General features: G+C 59.7%; 12 protein-coding genes. 4 read left to right on the forward strand and 8 right to left on the reverse strand.

Going from position 1 to position 18,889, the window contains the following annotated elements:
- Window positions 1–103 precede the first annotated feature (103 nt).
- From K5D32_RS14020 to glnE, 8 genes are all read right to left on the reverse strand, one after another.
- Window positions 104–1,537 (reverse strand): lipopolysaccharide kinase InaA family protein, encoded by a 1,434-nt coding sequence (locus tag K5D32_RS14020; RefSeq protein WP_221600661.1) that lies wholly within the window; start codon window positions 1,535–1,537, stop codon window positions 104–106.
- Window positions 1,537–2,316 (reverse strand): lipopolysaccharide kinase InaA family protein, encoded by a 780-nt coding sequence (locus tag K5D32_RS14025; RefSeq protein WP_221577024.1) that lies wholly within the window; start codon window positions 2,314–2,316, stop codon window positions 1,537–1,539. Before K5D32_RS14025 ends, K5D32_RS14020 begins: the two co-directional genes overlap by 1 nt.
- Window positions 2,313–3,047, reverse strand: coding sequence for a lipopolysaccharide kinase InaA family protein (locus tag K5D32_RS14030; RefSeq protein WP_221577025.1), 735 nt, complete (start codon window positions 3,045–3,047; stop codon window positions 2,313–2,315). Before K5D32_RS14030 ends, K5D32_RS14025 begins: the two co-directional genes overlap by 4 nt.
- Window positions 3,047–3,853, reverse strand: coding sequence for a lipopolysaccharide core heptose(I) kinase RfaP (gene rfaP, locus K5D32_RS14035; protein WP_025258252.1), 807 nt, complete (start codon window positions 3,851–3,853; stop codon window positions 3,047–3,049). Before rfaP ends, K5D32_RS14030 begins: the two co-directional genes overlap by 1 nt.
- Window positions 3,850–4,974: a glycosyltransferase family 4 protein gene (locus tag K5D32_RS14040; protein WP_221600663.1), complete on the reverse strand. Its 1,125-nt coding sequence runs from the start codon at window positions 4,972–4,974 to the stop codon at window positions 3,850–3,852. Before K5D32_RS14040 ends, rfaP begins: the two co-directional genes overlap by 4 nt.
- Complete coding sequence (gene waaC, locus K5D32_RS14045; RefSeq protein WP_221593172.1) at window positions 4,974–6,038, reverse strand: lipopolysaccharide heptosyltransferase I; 1,065 nt, start codon at window positions 6,036–6,038, stop codon at window positions 4,974–4,976. The genes K5D32_RS14040 and waaC overlap by 1 nt, the downstream gene beginning before the upstream one ends.
- A gap of 2 nt (window positions 6,039–6,040) precedes the next feature.
- On the reverse strand, window positions 6,041–7,075 hold the full coding sequence (gene waaF, locus K5D32_RS14050) for a lipopolysaccharide heptosyltransferase II (RefSeq protein ID WP_221593173.1): 1,035 nt from the start codon (window positions 7,073–7,075) through the stop codon (window positions 6,041–6,043).
- A 184-nt stretch (window positions 7,076–7,259) separates the two neighbouring features.
- Entirely contained in the window at window positions 7,260–10,217 is a 2,958-nt protein-coding gene (gene glnE, locus K5D32_RS14055; RefSeq protein WP_221577029.1) for a bifunctional [glutamate--ammonia ligase]-adenylyl-L-tyrosine phosphorylase/[glutamate--ammonia-ligase] adenylyltransferase, read from the reverse strand.
- 384 nt (window positions 10,218–10,601) lie between these two features.
- Here glnE and aceE point away from each other — a divergent pair, with 384 nt between their 5' ends.
- From aceE to msrA, 4 genes are all read left to right on the forward strand, one after another.
- Window positions 10,602–13,247: a pyruvate dehydrogenase (acetyl-transferring), homodimeric type gene (gene aceE, locus K5D32_RS14060; protein WP_221577030.1), complete on the forward strand. Its 2,646-nt coding sequence runs from the start codon at window positions 10,602–10,604 to the stop codon at window positions 13,245–13,247.
- 152 nt (window positions 13,248–13,399) lie between these two features.
- Complete coding sequence (gene aceF, locus K5D32_RS14065; protein ID WP_221600665.1) at window positions 13,400–15,028, forward strand: dihydrolipoyllysine-residue acetyltransferase; 1,629 nt, start codon at window positions 13,400–13,402, stop codon at window positions 15,026–15,028.
- Between the two features lie 306 nt (window positions 15,029–15,334).
- The gene (locus tag K5D32_RS14070; RefSeq protein WP_221593176.1) at window positions 15,335–18,028 is read left to right on the forward strand and encodes a GGDEF and EAL domain-containing protein; all 2,694 of its coding nucleotides are present in this window, start codon (window positions 15,335–15,337) and stop codon (window positions 18,026–18,028) included.
- A gap of 89 nt (window positions 18,029–18,117) precedes the next feature.
- Window positions 18,118–18,765 (forward strand): peptide-methionine (S)-S-oxide reductase MsrA, encoded by a 648-nt coding sequence (gene msrA / locus K5D32_RS14075; RefSeq protein WP_025258244.1) that lies wholly within the window; start codon window positions 18,118–18,120, stop codon window positions 18,763–18,765.
- The last annotated feature ends 124 nt before the right edge of the window (window positions 18,766–18,889 follow it).

Here is an 18,889-nt window from a genome sequence, read left to right on the forward strand (position 1 = left end):
CCTTGGCCGCGACAGGTCAGTTTCAGGCAATGCAAATGTGTTGCCTCAAGCTGGTCGTCGTGGCCAAGGCCTCTCTCAATTCATGACTGATCGGCATTGGCAACTACCCAGGCAAGCGCTCCTCCAGCAACTGGTGCAGCGCACTTCCTGCGGGCCAGTTACGCATGAAGCGCGCCCGGTCGCGGGCATATGCGGTTGCAAACGACGACTGGGAGCTGTGTTGCTGCATGGCGTCCAGATCGATCAAGGCCCAGCGGTCTTGATGCCAGAACAGGTTATGGCCCTTTAAGTCGCCATGGCTGATGCGTTCGCGGATCAGTTGCTCGAAGAGCAGGTCCAGTGCCAGCAGTTCATTTTCCGGCACATCACCCGACTCAACGTAAGGCGCGAACCGCTTGATGATATCCGGCCCCGACAGGAACTCGGTGACCAGATACGCCTTGCGGCGCAAGCCCAGTACACGCTGCTCCAGCACCGCCAGCGGTCTGGGCGTGGCGATCCCCAGGAACTCCAGGCGATTGGCTTCACGCCAGGAATGCCACGCACGGCTCGGACGCCAGAAGCGTTTTAGCCAGTGGGCGAAGTGCTTGATGTTGTAGCGTTTGATGAGCAGTGTGCGGCCATTGACCTCAACCCGACCTACAGTCGCCGCGCCGCCGGTCTTGTACAGATGGCCCTTGTCCAGCAAGGCGTCAGCCTGCTGCATAACGGGCAACAGGGCAGACTCTTCTTCGCGGCGGATCGCCCGGAATTGCGAAGCCGTGTCTTCGACGCTGAACAGGCTGCAATCACGCCCGGTCTTGTTCAGGTAATCCTTCAAGCGCCAGCTACGCACCTTGTCGATCTGCTTTTGCAGGGCTTCCATGGGCAAGGCGTGTTCGGCGTTGCTCAACAGGTAATGCACCAGCAGTTCTTCGGTAAACGGCTTCAGTGCCTTGGGCAACTGGGCGAAAAACACGCCGAGGTTTTCCAGCACCGCCTGCCGGGATAACGGCTTGCCTGCCTCTTCGGCACGAATGCCTGCACCGTCAATCAGGTACAACAGGCCGCTATGGCGCAGCAGGTTGTCCAGATGCAGGTCTTCCTGCCACAGGCCTTTGGCATGCAACCGGGCAATGGCTGATAGCGCTTCACCCAGCACAAGCTGTTGCTCATCGGCCAGCGGCGGCAGATTCTCAACCTGATTCCAGGCATCACCCAGGCTCTGGGCGTTATCCAGAAACTCGAACAACAACCAGCCGCCTTCGCCTTCCTGCAAGCCATCGGCCAGTAGCAGAGGCGTGGTCAAGCCCTGTTCGGCCAGCAGGCGGACGCCATCCAGTTCACGCTGAAAATGCCGGGCAGCCTTATTGCCCACCAGCAGCTTCGCCAGCACCGTACGACCGCGCCAGACACCCGCGCCGACATAGCGTTGACCCGGCAGCACCCGCAATAGCGTCAAGAGTTGCAGATCGGCCGGGCCAATGGTGTCTGCCAGGGTCACGTTCAGAGGCAGCTCAGGTGTGCGTCCGGCATTCTTGAGTTCAGACAAACGCATCAGCGCGCCTCTTTGTTGTCGCGGTGATGGACGTCCCGCTTGTGTTGACCACGCTGGCCAAGGCGCAGGCACCAGGCATCGACCTGTGCGCTGTCGGGGGCCGCCTGCAGATAAGCGGCCAGCAGCACGCGCAACTCGTCGGCGCCCCATGCCGTGGCACGACGCAGCAAGGGCTCCAGATCCTTGATCAGATCACGCTTGCCAAAGAAGACCGGGCGGGTTTTCTCCAGGTCGATCAGTTGCGCCTGATAACTATCACCCTGGGCTTGCAGGAAAATATGCTTGGGATAGAAACAGCCGTGAACCTGCCCGGCCCGGTGCAGGGTGCGAGCCAGTTGCCCACAGGCCTTGATGATGGCGGTGTGCTGACTGGCGTCCAGACTGGACCATTGCTCAAGCAACACGTACAGATCAGTCCAGCCGTCCAGTGCGCGGGTCATCAGAATCGCCCGGCGCTCACCATCGACCTTGCTCTCGCCATAGAACACCGCCTGCAATGCCGGGATACCCAGCTTTTTATAGCGGCTGATATTGCGAAATTCGCGGGAGAACGATGGCTCACCAAATGGATGATGCAGCGTATGGGTCAGGTAATTGCTCTGACGTTTCAGATAAAAGCCCTGACCTTCCAGCTCAAGACGAAACACACTGCTCCAGCCGCCGCGCCCGGTATTGGGCTCATCGACGGCATCGAGCTTTATATTCCACAGCGACTGAAAGTCAGCCAGACCATGGCGCTCAAGCAGGGCACGGTCGGCATCGGCAATGAAAACGCTCATTCACGCCCCTCGAAAAAACTGACGATGTGGCGAATGCGCTTCTTGTCGGAAGCATTCAAACGATCCCGCTGACGGTACTGCAAATAGAAGCGCAGACGCTGGGTCGCGGATAAATGGTATTTGGCGACCTTGTCCAGGCAGGCCAGATCCTTGGTGATCCGATAGCGGAGCATGAAGCTCCACCAGAACGCACCGTTGGGGCAATCGATGAAAAACAGCCTGGACTGGTCGTCGACCAGCAGGTTGCGCCACTTCAAATCGTTATGGGTGAAATGCTGGTCGTGCATGATCCGGGTGCAACGCGCCAGCTGCCGGCTGATGACATCGACCCAGGCACGATCCGCCAGCCGCGAATCTTTATGCCGCGCCAGTTCGGACAGGTCTTCGGTGCGAGGCAGCTCGCGAGTGATCAAAGCACCGCGATCATAGGCCGCGCCCTTGCGCTCCAGGCCCCAGGCCACCACATCGGCAGTCGGGATTCCCCATTTGGCGAAGCGCTTGAGGTTCTGCCATTCGGACTTGACCCGTGGCCGGCCCAGATAGCGGCGCAGGCCTTTACCTGCGCCGGTGTAGCGTTTGACGTAATAGGTCACGCCACCACGCGCCACGCGAATCACTTCGGAGAGCAGATCGCTGGTCAGCTGTTCGCCCTGCAAGGCAAAAACCGCGTCCAGACTGCCGAAGTCCTCAGCCAGAAAGGCATATTCCGGCTCAAGATTCCAACCCGCCATCAGAGCGCATCTCCGTAACGCAATTTACGCTGATACAACTTGTCCGCCTTTTTATCCAGCCAACGCAGCAATGAGGCTTCCCGAGCCAGCACTTCGCGCAATGGCTTCTGGAAGTACCCCTTGAGAAAACGCAATTTGTCGCGCTTGGTCAGGCCGATGTCCAGCGCCGAGAAATACAGCGCGGCCAGATCCTTGTTACGCCAGCGCGGCGTGATTGCGCGGCGGGTCTGGGCACGATGCAGGTCGATGACCGACAGCTTGAAGTCGTCGGCCGTCACCGGTTTGTCGGTGTGCAGCAGGAAGTGGCAGATGTAGCAGTCCCGATGGTTGACCCCGGCGCGATGCATCATCCCGACCATGCGTGCGACTTCAGCGATGAAGGCCCGCTTCAGGCGCGGCTCGGGCGGCTCGTTGCGCCAGTTGATGCTGACATCTTCCAGGCTTTCGGTGGGTGCCAGTTCTTCGGTCACGATGAACGAGTGCTGAGCCGCCGGATTGCTGCCACGCTCGCCATAGGCCACGGCGGTCATGGTCGGCACGCCGACTTCCTTGAGACGCGCTATCGCGTCCCACTCCTTGCCTGCGCCCAGTACTGGCAGCTTGGCGGTCACCAGATTCTTGGCGATTTCACCCCAGCCGATGCCACGGTGAATCTTGACGAAATAACCTCGCCCATCAACTTCGGTGCGCAATGTGCGACGACCTTCCAGCTCGCGATAGACCTGCCCTTCCAGAGCCTCGACCTCGACGAATGCATCTCGCCCGGCCCAGCGACTCTTGAACGGTTCAGCGAGGAACAGCTTCATTGAGAGCGCTCCGCCAGAATCACATCGGCAGCGTGCTGGGGCATGCTGTAAAGGTCCGCTGTATCGGCGAACGCCAGACCATTCGAGCCCCAGGTGCGACGCGCTGCATCGTCTTCGAGCATCTTGACCAGATAACGGTTGAGCTGCGCCTGATCGAACGGGTCATCCAGCACCAGACCGCTGTCGGCTTCGGCAATGTAATGAGCATACCCACAGACCGCACTGACCAGCACCGGCAGGCCGGCCACCAGCGCTTCAAGCAGCACGGTGCCAGTGTTCTCGTTATACGCCGGATGAATCAGCAGATCGGCACCGAGCAGGAAACGCGGAATATCGCTACGCCCTTTCATGAAGGTCACCTGTTCGCCCAGCCCCAGTGCTGCGCTTTGCAGCTGGAATACTTTGGGGTCGTCCTGGCCGATTACAAACAGGCGAGTGCGTTTTTTAAGTTCGGCAGGCAAAGCGGCAAGCGCCTTGAGGCTGCGGTCCACGCCTTTGGTCTTGAAACCGGAACCGATCTGGACCAGCAGCAGGTCGTCCTCAGCCAACCCGAACTCCTTGCGGAACCCGGCGCGAATTTCCGGCGCATCAGGTGGCGCACGACGGTCCTGGGAAATCCCCGGTGGCAGCAGGTGGAAACGCGACAACGGCGTGTCGTAGTGCTTGATGAACAGCGGCTGCTGCACTTCGGAAATCATCAGGACCTGGGTTTTCGCTTCCCTGGCGAATACCGCCCGCTCGTACTCGGCAAAGTGGCGATAGCGGCCCCATTTGCGATACAGGGAATTGCGCAGGGTCTGCGCCTTGTCCTCGAAACAGCCGTCGGCGGCGTAATACACATCCAGACCGGGCATCTTGTTGAAGCCGATCAAGCGATCCACCGGGCGCTTGGCCAGGTCCGCTTCCATCCAGGCGCTGAGTTTTTCGTTGCGCCGATGGTTGAAGAACGCCTTGACTGGCGGGACCAGCACCTCGAAACCTGGCGGCACATCGCCTTCCCAGATCAGGGTGTAGACGCGAATCTGATGCCCGCGCTCCTGACATTCCAGCGCAATACGCATGAAGTCGCGCTGCAGGCCGCCGAACGGAAAATATTTGTAGAGTACGAAAGCCAGTTGCATCAATTGTGTTCCTTTGCCAGCAACAGCGCGCCCAACTGGCTCGCTACCCGCTCGGGATTCAAGCGAGTGAAGCACATGGGCCACTCGCGTTTCAGGTCAAACCGTAGCTGATCGTCAGCCGTCGGTTGATAGGTGCATTTCTTTTGCAGGCAAGGGGCGCAGGCCGGGTAATCACCGGCCAGATGCACCTGGGACTTGCCATAGGCACCGGTCAGGCCCGGATTGGTGGGGCCGAACAGGGAAATGGTCGGCACATCCAGCGCTGCGGCCAGATGACCGATACCGGTATCCACCGCGACACAGGCCTGGGCACTGGCCAGTACACGGGCAACACCCGCCAGATTCAGCTTCGGCAAGACCTGCGCATTGTCCAGACCTTCAGCAATACGCTCGGCACGGGCCTTTTCTGCCGGGTTACCCCACGGCAAGCGCACATTCAGGCCTCGCGTCGCCATCAGCTCCGCCAGTTGCCGCCAGTAATGCTCGGGCCAGTGCTTGGTGGCCCATGTCGTGCCATGCAGGAACAACACGAAAGGCGCTTCCAGCGTTTCATCCAGCGCTGCCAGACGCTTGAGGCCGTAATTGCCAAGGCCTGCAGGCAGCTCGTAGCCCAAGGCCTGAGCGAACAACTGCCGCAATCGCTCGACCGCATGCTGCCCACGCGCCACCGGGTAAGGCCGGTCGTAGAAACGGCTGGCAATAGGCTCGCGTGCCGAATGCTTGTCCAGGCCCGCAACCGGCGCGTTGACGTAACGGGTCAGCCAGGCGCTCTTGAACAGGCCTTGGGCATCGATGACCACGTCGTAATGCGTCTCGCGCAGACGCTGCTTGAAACCCTGCCACTCGCCGGTCTTGAAGGTCTGCCACAGGTTCTTGCGCCAGCGGCGGATCGCCACCGGAATCACTTTATCCACCGCCGGATGCCAGGTCGGAATCTCGGCAAAGCCCTCTTCCACCACCCAGTCGAATTGAATACCCGGCAGCGCTTGCGCCGCATCGGTCAACGCTGGCAAGGCATGAATCACGTCGCCCAGCGAAGAAGTCTTTATCAGCAATACCCGCAAAGTCAGGCGACCTCCACCGGAGTGCCGCCCAGACGACCCAATGCTTGAACCACAGAGTCCGGTTCAAGCAGGCGCATGCAGTTGTAGTGACCGAAACGGCAGGTGCGCTCGAAGCAGGGACTGCATTCGATCCCCAGTTGCACGATCTCGACCTCATCAGCCAAAGGCGGCGTAAAGCCCGGCGATGTCGAACCGTAGACTGCCACCAGCGGACGGTTCAGTGCAGCCGCCACGTGCATCAGGCCGGAGTCGTTGGACACCACGGCGTCGGCGCAGGACAGCAGATCAATGGCCTCGGCCAATGAAGTTTCACCGCTGAGGTTGACCGCCTCTTCACGCAGACCGGGAATCAGATAGTCGCGAATGCTCTCGCCGACCGGATGATCCTTCCTGGAGCCAAACAGCCAGACTTGCCAGCCTTCGCGAATCCGCGACTCGGCCACCTGGGCATAATGCTCGGACGGCCAGCGCTTGGATTCACCGAACTCGGCACCCGGGCATAACGCCAGCACCGGGCGATCCAGAGTCAGGCCGAACTTGGCCAGCGCCGCGTCGCGCACCTGGGTGTCGATCTGCAGGCTTGGCTTTGGATAAGGACGCGGCAACTCAGCGCCCTTATCAAATGCCATGGCCATGAAACGCTCGATCATCAGCGGATAACGTTGTTTGTCCAGAACCCGCACGTCATTGAGCAGGCCGTAGCGGAACTCGCCGCGCCAGCCGGTACGCTTGGGAATGCCCGCAAAGAAAGGCACCAGCGCAGACTTGAGCGAGTTGGGCAGCAAGATGGCCTGATCGTACTGACCGGCCAGGGACTTGCCGATCCGGCGTCGGGTCGACAGTTCCAGCGCGCCGTGCCCCAGCGGAAAGCTCAAGGCAGCACGAACTTCAGGCATGCGTTCCAGAAGCGGACGGCTCCACTCGGGAGCCAGCACATCGATTTCGCACTCAGGATGACGCTGCTTCAGACACTGGAACAGCGTTTGCGCCATCACCATGTCACCGACCCAGCTAGGCCCAACGATCAAAATTTTCATGCTCGATCCAAAAACAGCCAGGGAGGCTTTCAGGTTGCGTGACCTTCCCACACAACCTGACGCCTCCCTGTCATAGCTATCTATATATAGCGCTCAATAAACCGTAGGAGCGAATTCATTCGCGAAGAGGCCTGAAACATTTCAAAGCACTTTCGCGGATGAATCCGCTCCTACAACGTGGGGGTCAGGTCAGTCCTGACTCACTCCAGATCCGCATCACTTCGCGCCGTTCGACTTCAAACTGATCACCGGCCACTGTCCCGGCCTGGTTCTGCAAGGCCTGACGGTGCGCAGCTGCACGGTACGCCTTATAGGCTTCGCGCAGCAGGCTGGCATCGGCATCAGGCAACAATCCGGCCTCTTCCAGGCCTTCGAGAATACGAATGTTATCGGTGTAGCGCAGCAGGGCGGGATGCTCTCTGGACCACGCCAAGGCCGCGTATTGCACCATAAATTCGATATCGACGATACCACCGGCATCCTGCTTGAGGTCGAACACCATGGCTGGATCGAAAGCATTGGCCGCCGTTCCTGCCACCGTCAGTTTAGTCCCAAGGCTGTCGCGCATCTTGGCGCGCATCTCGCTGACTTCTGCACGAAGCTTGTCCAGATCGCGCTCGCGCGCCAATACCTTGGCCCGGACCTTGCCGAACTCGTTGCCCACATCAGGGCTTCCGACCAGCACCCGGGCACGCACCAGTGCCTGATGCTCCCAGGTCCAGGCTTCATTTTCCTGATAGCGGGCAAAAGCGCCCAGCGAACTGACCAACAGGCCCGACGCCCCGGATGGCCGCAGGCGCATGTCTACCTCATAAAGCTGGCCGGAGTTGGTCTGGGTGGTCAGCAAGTGAATGATCCGCTGACCCAAGCGGGTGAAGAACTGCGCCCCATCGATGGGTTTGGCGCCATCGGTTTCAGTCTGCGGATCGCCGTCATGAATGAAGACCAGATCCAGATCCGAGCCATGCCCCAGTTCGATCCCGCCCACTTTTCCGTAACCAACGATGACAAAACTCGGATCGCACAGGCTGCCGTCGGGACGCGAAGGCGTGCCGTGCCGGGCAACGGTATGTCGCCAGGCCAGGGCCAGAACCTGCTCCAGAATTGCCTCGGCCAGCCAGGTCAGGTAATCGCTGACTTTCATCAACGGCAAACTGCCGGAAATCTCGGACGCCGCCACTCGCAGACGATGGGCGAGCTTGAAATGCCGCAAGGCCTCCATCTGCTGCTCCAGATCGTCCTCGGGGATACGGATAAGCCGCTCCTGAAGCTCGGCCGCCAGTTCCGGCGCCAATGGCGGATTGAACAGACGACCTTCATTGAGCAGTTCGTCCAGCAGCAACGGGAAGCGGGCTATCTGCTCGGCAATCCAGGGGCTGGCCGCACAGAGTGTCAGCAAGCGTCGCAAGGCATCGGGGTTTTCCGTGAGCAGCACCAGATAAGCCGAACGCCGCGCTACCGCTTCGACCAGCGGCAATACCCGCTCAATGACCAGATCCGGGCTTTCATGCTCGACCGCCTGGGCCAGCAGACGGGGAATGAAAGCATCCAGACGCTCGCGTCCCAGGCGCTGCATCGAACGCAACTGTGGGCTACCGCGCAGGTTGGCCAACTGGCGGATGGCCTTGTCGGCATCGACAAAACCGGCCTGGGACAACTGACGGCACGCCGCCTCCTCATCCTGGGATTCCTGCCACAGCGGCAGCCATTCACCGCCCACGATGACTTCATCGTCATCCTGTTGCTCGTCATCGGCATCGGAGTCCGGATCGGCAATCACCTGACGGAAATGCCATGACACACGGTTACGCCAATGCATCAGCCGTTCATGGAAGGCAGCCCAATCGGCAAAGCCCAGCATGAAGGCAATACGCGCCTGATCCTGTTCGTTATCCGGCAACATCTGGGTCTGGCGGTCGGCGATGGCCTGGATGGCATGTTCTGTGTAGCGCAGAAACTCGTAACCTTCGCGCAACTCGTCGGTCACGGCAGAAGGCAGATAACCCTGACCTTCCAGTGTTTTCAGGACCTTGAACAGCGGGCGCTGCTGCAGGCTCAGGTCGCGACCGCCATGAATCAGCTGGAAGGCCTGGGCAATAAACTCCACTTCGCGAATGCCGCCTGCGCCCAGCTTGATGTTTTCGGCCATGCCCTTGCGCCGCACTTCCTGCTGGATCAACTGCTTCATGGTGCGCAGCGCTTCGATGGCAGAGAAATCCAGGTAACGGCGGTACACGAACGGACGCAGCATTTGCAGCAGTTGCTCACCAGCCGTCTGATCGCCGCCCACGACGCGAGCCTTGATCATGGCGTAACGTTCCCAGTCTCGGCCCTGATCCTGGTAATACTGCTCCAGCGCATTGAAGCTCAGCACCAAGGCCCCCGATGAACCGTAAGGCCGCAGGCGCATGTCGACGCGGAATACGAAGCCATCGACGGTCACCGGGTCCAGTGCCTTGATCAACCGCTGACCCAGGCGAATGAAAAATTCCTGATTATCCAGCGCACGCTTGGCGCCCACCGTTTCTCCGCCTTCGGGGTAAGCGAAGATCAGGTCGATATCCGAAGACAGGTTCAGTTCCACCGCCCCCAACTTGCCCATGCCGAGGATGACCATATGCTGTGGCTGACCGGTGCGGCGTCCGGTCGGGGTGCCGAGCAACTGGCAGTGCCGCTCGTACAGCCATTGATACGCCAGATCAATGGAGCCATCTGCCATCTCGGACAGATCACGGCAGGTTTCGATCAGTTCTGCCTGACGGGTAAGATCGCGCCAGATAATCCGCACTTGCTGACGCATGCGCTGGCGACGTAGATTACGCCCCAGTTCATCATCGCTACTGGCAGCCTGTACGGCGGCAGCGATTTGCCCGCGCAGTTCGCCCACGCTGAAACTGCGCTCCAGTTCGCCTGACTCCGCCAGCTCCAGCAACATGCGAGGGTCGCGGCAAACCTGTTCGGTAACGAAGTCGCTGGATGCACAGACCCGGTCGAACGCCTTGCGGCGCGATTCCGGCCAGGCCTCGAAAGATGCCAGCGAATCATCCGGCAACGCAGCCAGCGCTGTACGAAATGTCTGTTGTGCACGAGTAACTAAAGGCAGCAGGATGGCCGGAAAATCGGCCAGCGAAGGTAGGCTCATGGTCTATCCTTGATCGGCGTGCAATGGGCTACCTGCTATGTCCGCAAGTTTCATGCGCAACCGCCGAATGTAGAACAAAAGTTATAAATTGCTGAAAAACCTGAATCACTAGCAGCAAGCACCAATTTTTCACTCGAAATTATAAAATTCACATCAACGGTAACGTTTTATCTCACAACACGACAGGAGCGATTTGGTCGCTTCTCTGTAGTTTTACTACTGAGCATGTAACTCGAAGGGCTGAAATGGTCGTCGATTTGTAGTAAAACTACACGCCGCCGGAACAACCCTCCGGTAATCCAAGAATTTTATGTCGTCTGCCCAAAAGGCCAGTCGCAAACTCAGGCAACCGATTCTGGAAGCCTTTCCGCCCTGGAGCAAGCCATGCAAGACCTCGATCCCGTCGAAACCCAGGAATGGCTGGACGCCCTGGAATCGGTTCTCGACAAAGAAGGCGAAGACCGTGCTCATTACCTGATGACCCGTATGGGCGAGCTGGCCACTAGAAGTGGTTCGCAGCTGCCGTACGCCATCACCACGCCTTACCGCAACACCATTCCGGTTACTCACGAAGCACGCATGCCTGGCGACCTGTTCATGGAACGCCGCATTCGCTCGCTGGTACGCTGGAACGCATTGGCAATGGTCGTCAAGACCAACCTGAACGACCCGGACCTGGGCGGTCACATCTCCAGCTTCGCTTCCAGCGCGACGCTGTATGACATCGGTTTCAACTACTTCTTCCAGGCCCCGACCGACGAGCACGGCGGCGACCTGATCTACTTCCAGGGCCACGCCTCTCCAGGTGTCTATGCCCGTGCGTTCCTCGAAGGCCGCATCAGCGAAGACCAGATGAACAACTTCCGCCAGGAAGTCGACGGCAAAGGTCTGTCCTCGTACCCGCACCCATGGCTGATGCCTGACTTCTGGCAGTTCCCGACCGTATCCATGGGTCTGGGTCCGATCCAGGCGATCTACCAGGCGCGCTTCATGAAGTACCTGGAAAACCGCGGCTACATCCCGGCAGGCAAGCAGAAGGTATGGTGCTTCCTGGGCGACGGCGAGACCGACGAGCCGGAATCCCTGGGCGCAATCGCCCTGGCTGGCCGCGAGAAGCTGGACAACCTGATCTTCGTCATCAACTGCAACCTGCAGCGCCTCGACGGCCCGGTTCGCGGCAACGCCAAGATCATCCAGGAACTCGAAGGCGTGTTCCGTGGTGCTGCGTGGAACGTCAACAAGGTCATCTGGGGCCGTTTCTGGGACCCGCTGCTGGCCAAGGACACCAACGGTGCCCTGCAACGCCGCATGGACGAAGTCATCGACGGCGAGTACCAGAACTACAAGGCAAAAGACGGAGCGTTCGTTCGCGAGCACTTCTTCAACACGCCTGAGCTCAAGGCCATGGTCGAAGACCTGTCCGACGACGAGATCTGGAAACTCAATCGTGGTGGTCACGACCCGTACAAGGTCTACGCGGCCTACCATCAGGCGGTCAACCACAAAGACCAGCCGACTGTCATCCTGGCCAAGACCATCAAGGGTTACGGTACCGGTGCAGGCGAAGCCAAGAACACCGCGCACAACACCAAGAAAGTCGATGTCGACAGCCTGCGTCACTTCCGTGACCGCTTCGACGTGCCGATCAAGGACGCCGACCTGGAAAGCCTGCCGTTCTTCCGTCCGGAAGAAGGCAGCGCCGAAGCCCGTTATCTGGCCGAGCGCCGCAGCGCCCTGGGCGGTTTCGTGCCACAGCGCCGCGCCAAGAGCATCAGCATCCCGACGCCACCACTGGAAACGCTGAAAGCGATTCTGGACGGCTCGGGCGACCGCGAAATCTCCACCACCATGGCCTTCGTGCGCATCCTGGCGCAACTGGTCAAGGACAAGGAAATCGGTCAGCGCATCGTTCCGATCATCCCGGACGAAGCCCGTACCTTCGGTATGGAAGGCATGTTCCGTCAGTTGGGCATCTACTCGTCCGTCGGCCAGCTCTACGAGCCAGTCGATAAAGACCAGGTGATGTTCTACCGCGAAGACAAGAAGGGCCAGATCCTCGAAGAAGGCATCAACGAAGCGGGCGCCATGTCGTCGTTCATCGCTGCCGGTACTTCGTACAGCAACCACAACCAGCCGATGCTGCCGTTCTACATCTTCTACTCGATGTTCGGCTTCCAGCGTATTGGCGATCTGGCTTGGGCCGCTGGCGACAGCCGCACCCGTGGCTTCCTGATCGGTGGCACCGCCGGCCGTACCACGCTGAACGGCGAAGGCCTGCAGCACGAAGACGGTCACAGCCACATCCTGGCCTCCACCGTGCCTAACTGCCGCACCTATGATCCTACCTACGGCTACGAGCTGGCGGTGATCATCCAGGACGGCATGAAGAAGATGACCGAAGAACAACAGGACATCTTCTACTACATCACCGTGATGAACGAAGCCTACACCCAGCCAGCCATTCCGGCCGGCGCCGAGGAAGGCATCATCAAGGGCATGTACCTGCTCGAAGAAGACACCAAGGCTGCTGCTCACCACGTCCAGTTGCTGGGCTCGGGCACCATCCTGCGTGAAGTCCGCGAAGCAGCGAAGATCCTGCGTGACGAGTTCAACGTCGGCGCCGACGTCTGGAGCGTCACCAGCTTCAACGAACTGCGTCGTGACGGCCTGGCAGTAGAACGCTCCAACCGTCTGCACCCTGGCCAGAAGCCTCAGCAGACTTACGTCGAGCAGTGCCTGGGCGGCCGTAAAGGTCCGGTCATCGCCTCCACCGACTACATGAAGCTGTTCGCTGACCAGATCCGTCAGTGGGTTCCGTCCAAGGAATACAAAGTGCTGGGCACCGACGGTTTCGGCCGTAGCGACAGCCGCCGCAAGCTGCGTCACTTCTTCGAAGTCGACCGTAACTTCGTGGTGCTGGCAGCCCTGGAAGCCTTGGCTGACCGTGGCGACATCGAACCTAAAGTCGTGGCTGAAGCCATTGCCAAGTTCGGTATCGATCCTGAAAAACGCAACCCACTGGACTGTTAAGAACCTGCTTCAAAATCGGTAACCTGCGCTGTTCAAAGGCGTGAAACAGCCGAGGATGCGGAATTTACACCCGTAAATGAGCATCCAAGGCTGTTTCGTTGCAACTGGATACGGCGCAATCGAATGAACAGGTTCTGCGAAGGAGAAACATTGTGAGTGAGTTAATTCGCGTACCCGACATCGGCAACGGTGAAGGTGAAGTCATTGAGTTGCTGGTCAAGGTCGGTGATCGCATCGAAGCCGACCAGAGCATCCTGACCCTTGAATCCGACAAGGCGAGCATGGAAATCCCTGCTCCCAAGGCTGGCGTCATCAAGGCCATGAAGGTCAAGCTGGGCGACCGCCTGAAAGAAGGCGACGAGCTGTTCGAGCTGGAAGTCGAAGGCGAAGCGGCTGCACCAGCCCCTGCTGCTGCCGAACCTGCTCCAGCTCCAGCCGCTGCCGAGAAACCGGCCGAAGCACCTGCTGCTGCACCGGCTCCTGCCGCCAGCGCCACCGTTCAGGACATCCACGTTCCTGATATCGGCTCGTCGGGCAAGGCCAAGATCATCGAAGTCCTGGTCAAGCCAGGCGACAGCATCCAGGCCGATCAATCGCTGATCACCCTGGAATCCGACAAGGCCAGCATGGAGATTCCATCTCCTGCCGCAGGCGTGGTCGAGAGCGTTGAGGTCAAGCTGGAACAGGAAGTCGGTACCGGCGACCTGATCCTGAAACTGAAAATCGCAGGTGCAGCGCCAGCCGCAGCTCCGGCTCCGGCTGCCAGCGCTCCGGCCGCAGCTCCAGCAAAAGCTGAAGCCGCTCCGGCTGCCGCACCTGCCGCCAAGGCAGAAGCCGCTCCAGCTCCAGCCGCCGCGCCAAGCGGTGCCAAGGTTCACGCAGGCCCGGCGGTTCGCCAACTGGCTCGCGAGTTCGGCGTCGAGCTGAGCGCTGTCAGCGCAACCGGTCCACACGGCCGCGTGCTGAAAGAAGACGTACAGGTTTACGTCAAGGCCCAACTGCTGAAGGCCAAGGAAGCACCAGCCGGCGGCGCAAGCGGCGGCGCGGGCATCCAGCCGATTCCGGAAGTCGACTTCAGCCGTTTCGGCGAAATCGAAGAAGTGCCGATGACCCGCCTGATGCAACTGGGCGCGAGCGGTCTGCACCGCAGCTGGCTGAACATTCCGCACGTCACGCAATTCGACCAGGCCGACATCACCGACCTGGAAGCTTTCCGTGTTGCGCAGAAAGCCGCTGCCGAGAAGGCTGGCGTCAAGCTGACCATCCTGCCACTGCTGCTCAAGTCCATTGCGCACCTGCTCAAGGAACTGCCGGACTTCAACGCTTCGCTTGCACCAAGCGGCAAAGCGGTCATCCGCAAGAAATACGTGCACATCGGCTTCGCCGTGGACACTCCGGAAGGCCTGCTGGTCCCTGTGATCCGCGACGTCGACCAGAAGAACCTGCTGCAACTGGCAGCCGAAGCAGCCGCACTGGCTGAAAAGGCACGCAACAAGAAGCTGACCGCGAACGACATGCAAGGCGCATGCTTCACGATCTCCAGCCTCGGTCACATCGGCGGCACCGGCTTCACGCCGATCGTCAATGCGCCGGAAGTTGCGATCCTGGGCGTTTCCAAGGCCACCATCCAGCCAGTCTGGGACGGCAAAGCCTTCCAGCCGAAACTGATGCTGCCCCTGTCGCTGTCCTACGATCACCGCGTGATCAACGGCGCAGCTGCTGCCCGCTTCACCAAGCGCTTGAGCGAATTGCTGGCGGATATCCGCACAATCCTGCTGTAAGCCCGGGCAGGCCCGCCACATGGCGGGCCTTGCCGTGTATTTGCGAGCTGCCACGCTCGAACCTCAACCCCGCCTTCAAGCGGGGCTTTTTTTGTCTGCATGTCCCGGTTATATAGCTCGGCAAGACCTCTGATTTCTGCACTGATCTGGTGTATTGTCGGGCCATGTCAACCGGTCGACACTTTTATAGCACTAAGCCACCGCCCTCTCTTGTAAGCCTGGGCTGCATGATGCAACCTTGCCATACGCGAAAGTAATCCGGGCCAATGCCCTACCGCGATCAGTATTCCGGAAGCGAGTTTGTTCATGAAAAGCCAAACCGATGCTGCCGGCAGAACGGCAGCCGAGGTAGTAACGCAATTGCCGGTGCCCTCGCGCCTGGGCATGCTGCGTTTCGAGCGGCTTAATGAAGCCAATTGGGCGCTGCTGTTTCTCGATCCTAACTGCGAAAAACAGTTCGGCCTGCCTGCCGTGGAACTCTGCGCCCTGATCGGTTCGCCCTACGCCAGCCTGATGGAGCCGGAGGCACGCTACAGGCTACATGACGAGATCCAGTTGCAACTGGCATCCGCTCCGTTTTATCTGGCCCGCTATACCTTGCACACCCCCAAAGGCCCGCTGGGTCTTCTGGAAATCGGTGAGGCCTACAAACAACACAATCGTCATCTGTTGCGTGGCTACTTCCTCGTGGTCGAGGGGATGATTGCCGAAGGCGAGCAGACATACGGTCCGGATCTGGAAACCCAGAACTCGCGCCTGCAGATCGCTCTGGAACTCAACCAGCGTGCGCAACGTGACCAACTCGCCCATCTGGAGCGGGTCCGCGCCCAGCAAGAGTTGATCCTGCGCCTGACACGCCATCGCTACAACACAGCCAACTCGGTGCTGGAAGCCGCCGAGCTGATCACCAAGAGCGCCTGCGATATCTACGATGTCGACCGTGTGGGCATCTGGAGCCTGCACGAGCAGCGTCTGGAGTCGATTGCCGACTATCACCGGCAAAGCTGCGACTATCAGGTGCGCAAGCCACTGGATATCAGCCAGTACCCCAATTATCTGGACGCCTTGCACAACAGCCGGGCAATCGATGTCAGCAACGTGCAGAACGATCCGCGCACCCGCGAGATAGCAGACACCCTGCTGCCAAGGGGCGTGAATGCCATTCTGGACGCCAGTATCCGCATCGATGGCCAGGTGGTCGGCGTGCTCTGCCTGGAGCAGACCGGCTCGGCCCGTGAGTGGCAGCCCGACGAAATAACCTTTGCCGGTGAGCTGGCCGACCAGTTCGCGCAAGTCATCAACAACCACAGCCGGCGGGCCGCAACCAACGCGCTGTACCTGTTCCAGCGTGCTGTCGAGCAAAGCGCCAACGCCTTCCTGCTGGTCAACTGCGAGGGCATGATCGAGTACGTCAACCCGAGCTTCACCGCCATCACCCAGTACAGCTCCGAAGAAGTCCACGGCCACAAGCTGTCGGAACTGCCGGCCCTGGAAAACCTCAATGCCCTATTGCTCGATGCCAATTCCAGCCTGAACAAGAGCAACAGCTGGCAAGGCGAGTTCAAGAGCCGACGCAAGAACCTGGAGCCCTACTGGGGCCAGTTGTCGATTTCCAAGGTGTATGGCGACAACCGCGAACTGACCCATTACATCGGCATTTACGAAGACATCACCCAGAGCAAGCTGGCGCAGCAGCGCATCGAGCGCCTGGCCTACACCGACAACCTGACCAATCTGGGCAACCGGCCAGCCTTCATCCGTAACCTGGACGAACGTTTCGCCCGGGACAGCGACACGCCCATGAGCCTGTTGCTGGTGGACATCGACAACTTCAAGCGCATCAACGACAGCCTGGGCCATCAGACCGGTGACAAGCTGCTGATCAGCCTGGCACGGCGCCTGCGCAATACCCTGAGCCCGTCCGACATACTGGCGCGCTTTGCCAGTAACGAATTTGCCGTACTGCTCGACCATAGTGGGCTTGAAGCCGGGCAGAACGTTGCCAGCCAGGTGCTGGCGACGCTGGACAAGCCGATGTTCGTCGATAACCAGCTCATCAGCGTGACCGGCTCCGTGGGCCTGGCCTGCGCGCCGCTGCATGGCCGCGATCCCCAGACCCTGATGAAAAACGCCGGTCTGGCGCTGCACAAGGCCAAGGCCAACGGCAAGCATCAGGTCCAGGTGTTCACCGAAGCGCTCAATGCCGAAGCCAGTTACAAGCTGTTCGTTGAAAACAACCTGCGTCGCGCCCTGACCCAGAATGAACTCGAAGTCTTCTACCAGCCCAAGCTGTGCCTGCGCAGCGGCCGTTTGCTGGGTATGGAAGCCCTGCTACGCTGGAACCATCCGGAAAAAGGCATGATCCGACCGGATCAGTTCATCAGCGTTGCCGAAGAAACCGGCCTGATCATCCCTATCGGCAAATGGGTCGCCCGCCAGTCCTGCCGCATGAGCAAGGCGCTGACCGAAGCCGGTTTCGGCAATCTGCAGGTAGCGATCAACGTCTCGCCCAAGCAGTTCTCGGACCCGGATCTGGTGTCGTCCATCGCCTCGATTCTCGAAGAGGAAGCGCTGGATGCTTCCCTGCTGGAACTGGAGCTGACCGAAGGCCTGCTGCTGGAGGCCACCGAAGACACTCGCCAGCAACTCGACTCGCTTAAAAAGCTCGGCCTGTCGCTGGCCATGGATGACTTCGGAACCGGCTACTCATCCTTCAGTTACCTGAAGAAATTCCCCATCGATGTGATCAAGATCGACCGCAGCTTCATCCGGGACATTCCGGACGACGAGGACGACATGGAGATCACCTCGGCGGTGATCGCCATGGCCCACAACCTCAAGCTCAAGGTCGTGGCCGAAGGCATAGAAACCGCGGCCCAACTGAAATTCCTGCGCCGCCATCGCTGCGACGTAGGCCAGGGTTACCTGTTCGACAAGCCGATCCCCGGCGAAGAACTGATCGAAAAACTGAAACGCTACACGCGCCGACCGTCGGCCTGACCCCTCTTCCCTGTACACCGGACTCTCGGGCACACTGTCGGACTGTTTATCCCTCTAATCTGTTTTCACTTATCGAGAGGATATGGTTCATGACTCTTCGCTCGGAAATTCTAGTGAACAAAAATGTACTCCCTACCGCCCAGCAAGCACTGCCAGGCCGTGAAACTCCTATCGCCGTTCCTGAACAGCACTTCGTCAACGGCAACCCTTTGCTGGGTCCGTTCTCGGGCACGGTTGAATTCGCAATCTTTGGCCTGGGCTGCTTCTGGGGCGCAGAACGACGCCTCTGGCAACAACCGGGCGTGGTCAGCACTGCCGTGGGCTATGCAGGCGGCATTACGCCAAACCCGACCTATGAAGAAGTCTGCTCGGGCCTGACCGGCCATAGCGAAGTGGTTCTGGTGGTGTATGAGCCAGAAGAGATCAGCTACGAAGCGCTGCTCAAAGTATTCTGGGAAGCGCACAACCCGACTCAGGGCATGCGTCAGGGCAACGACATCGGCACCCAGTACCGCTCGGTGATCTACTGCACCAAACCAGAACAGCTCGAAGCCGCCCAGGCCAGCGAAAAAGCCTTCCAGGCCGAGCTGAGCAAAGCCGGGCTGGGCAAAATCACCACCGAAATCGACCAGGCCCCGACCTTCTACTACGCCGAGGCGTACCACCAGCAATACCTGGCAAAAAACCCGCAGGGTTATTGCGGGCTGGGCGGGACAGGGGTTTGTTTGCCGGCATGATGAAGCTTCGCGAATGAATTCGCTCCTACCGTAGGAGCAACTGTCTTCAGTGCTTTTTTTCTCGATTGATTATTTTAGGGCGTCATAAACCCCGCCCTGTCGAGCAAGTCGGTGTCTTTCTGGT

This window comes from Pseudomonas cichorii (assembly GCF_019719005.1).
GTDB lineage: Bacteria > Pseudomonadota > Gammaproteobacteria > Pseudomonadales > Pseudomonadaceae > Aquipseudomonas > Aquipseudomonas cichorii_E.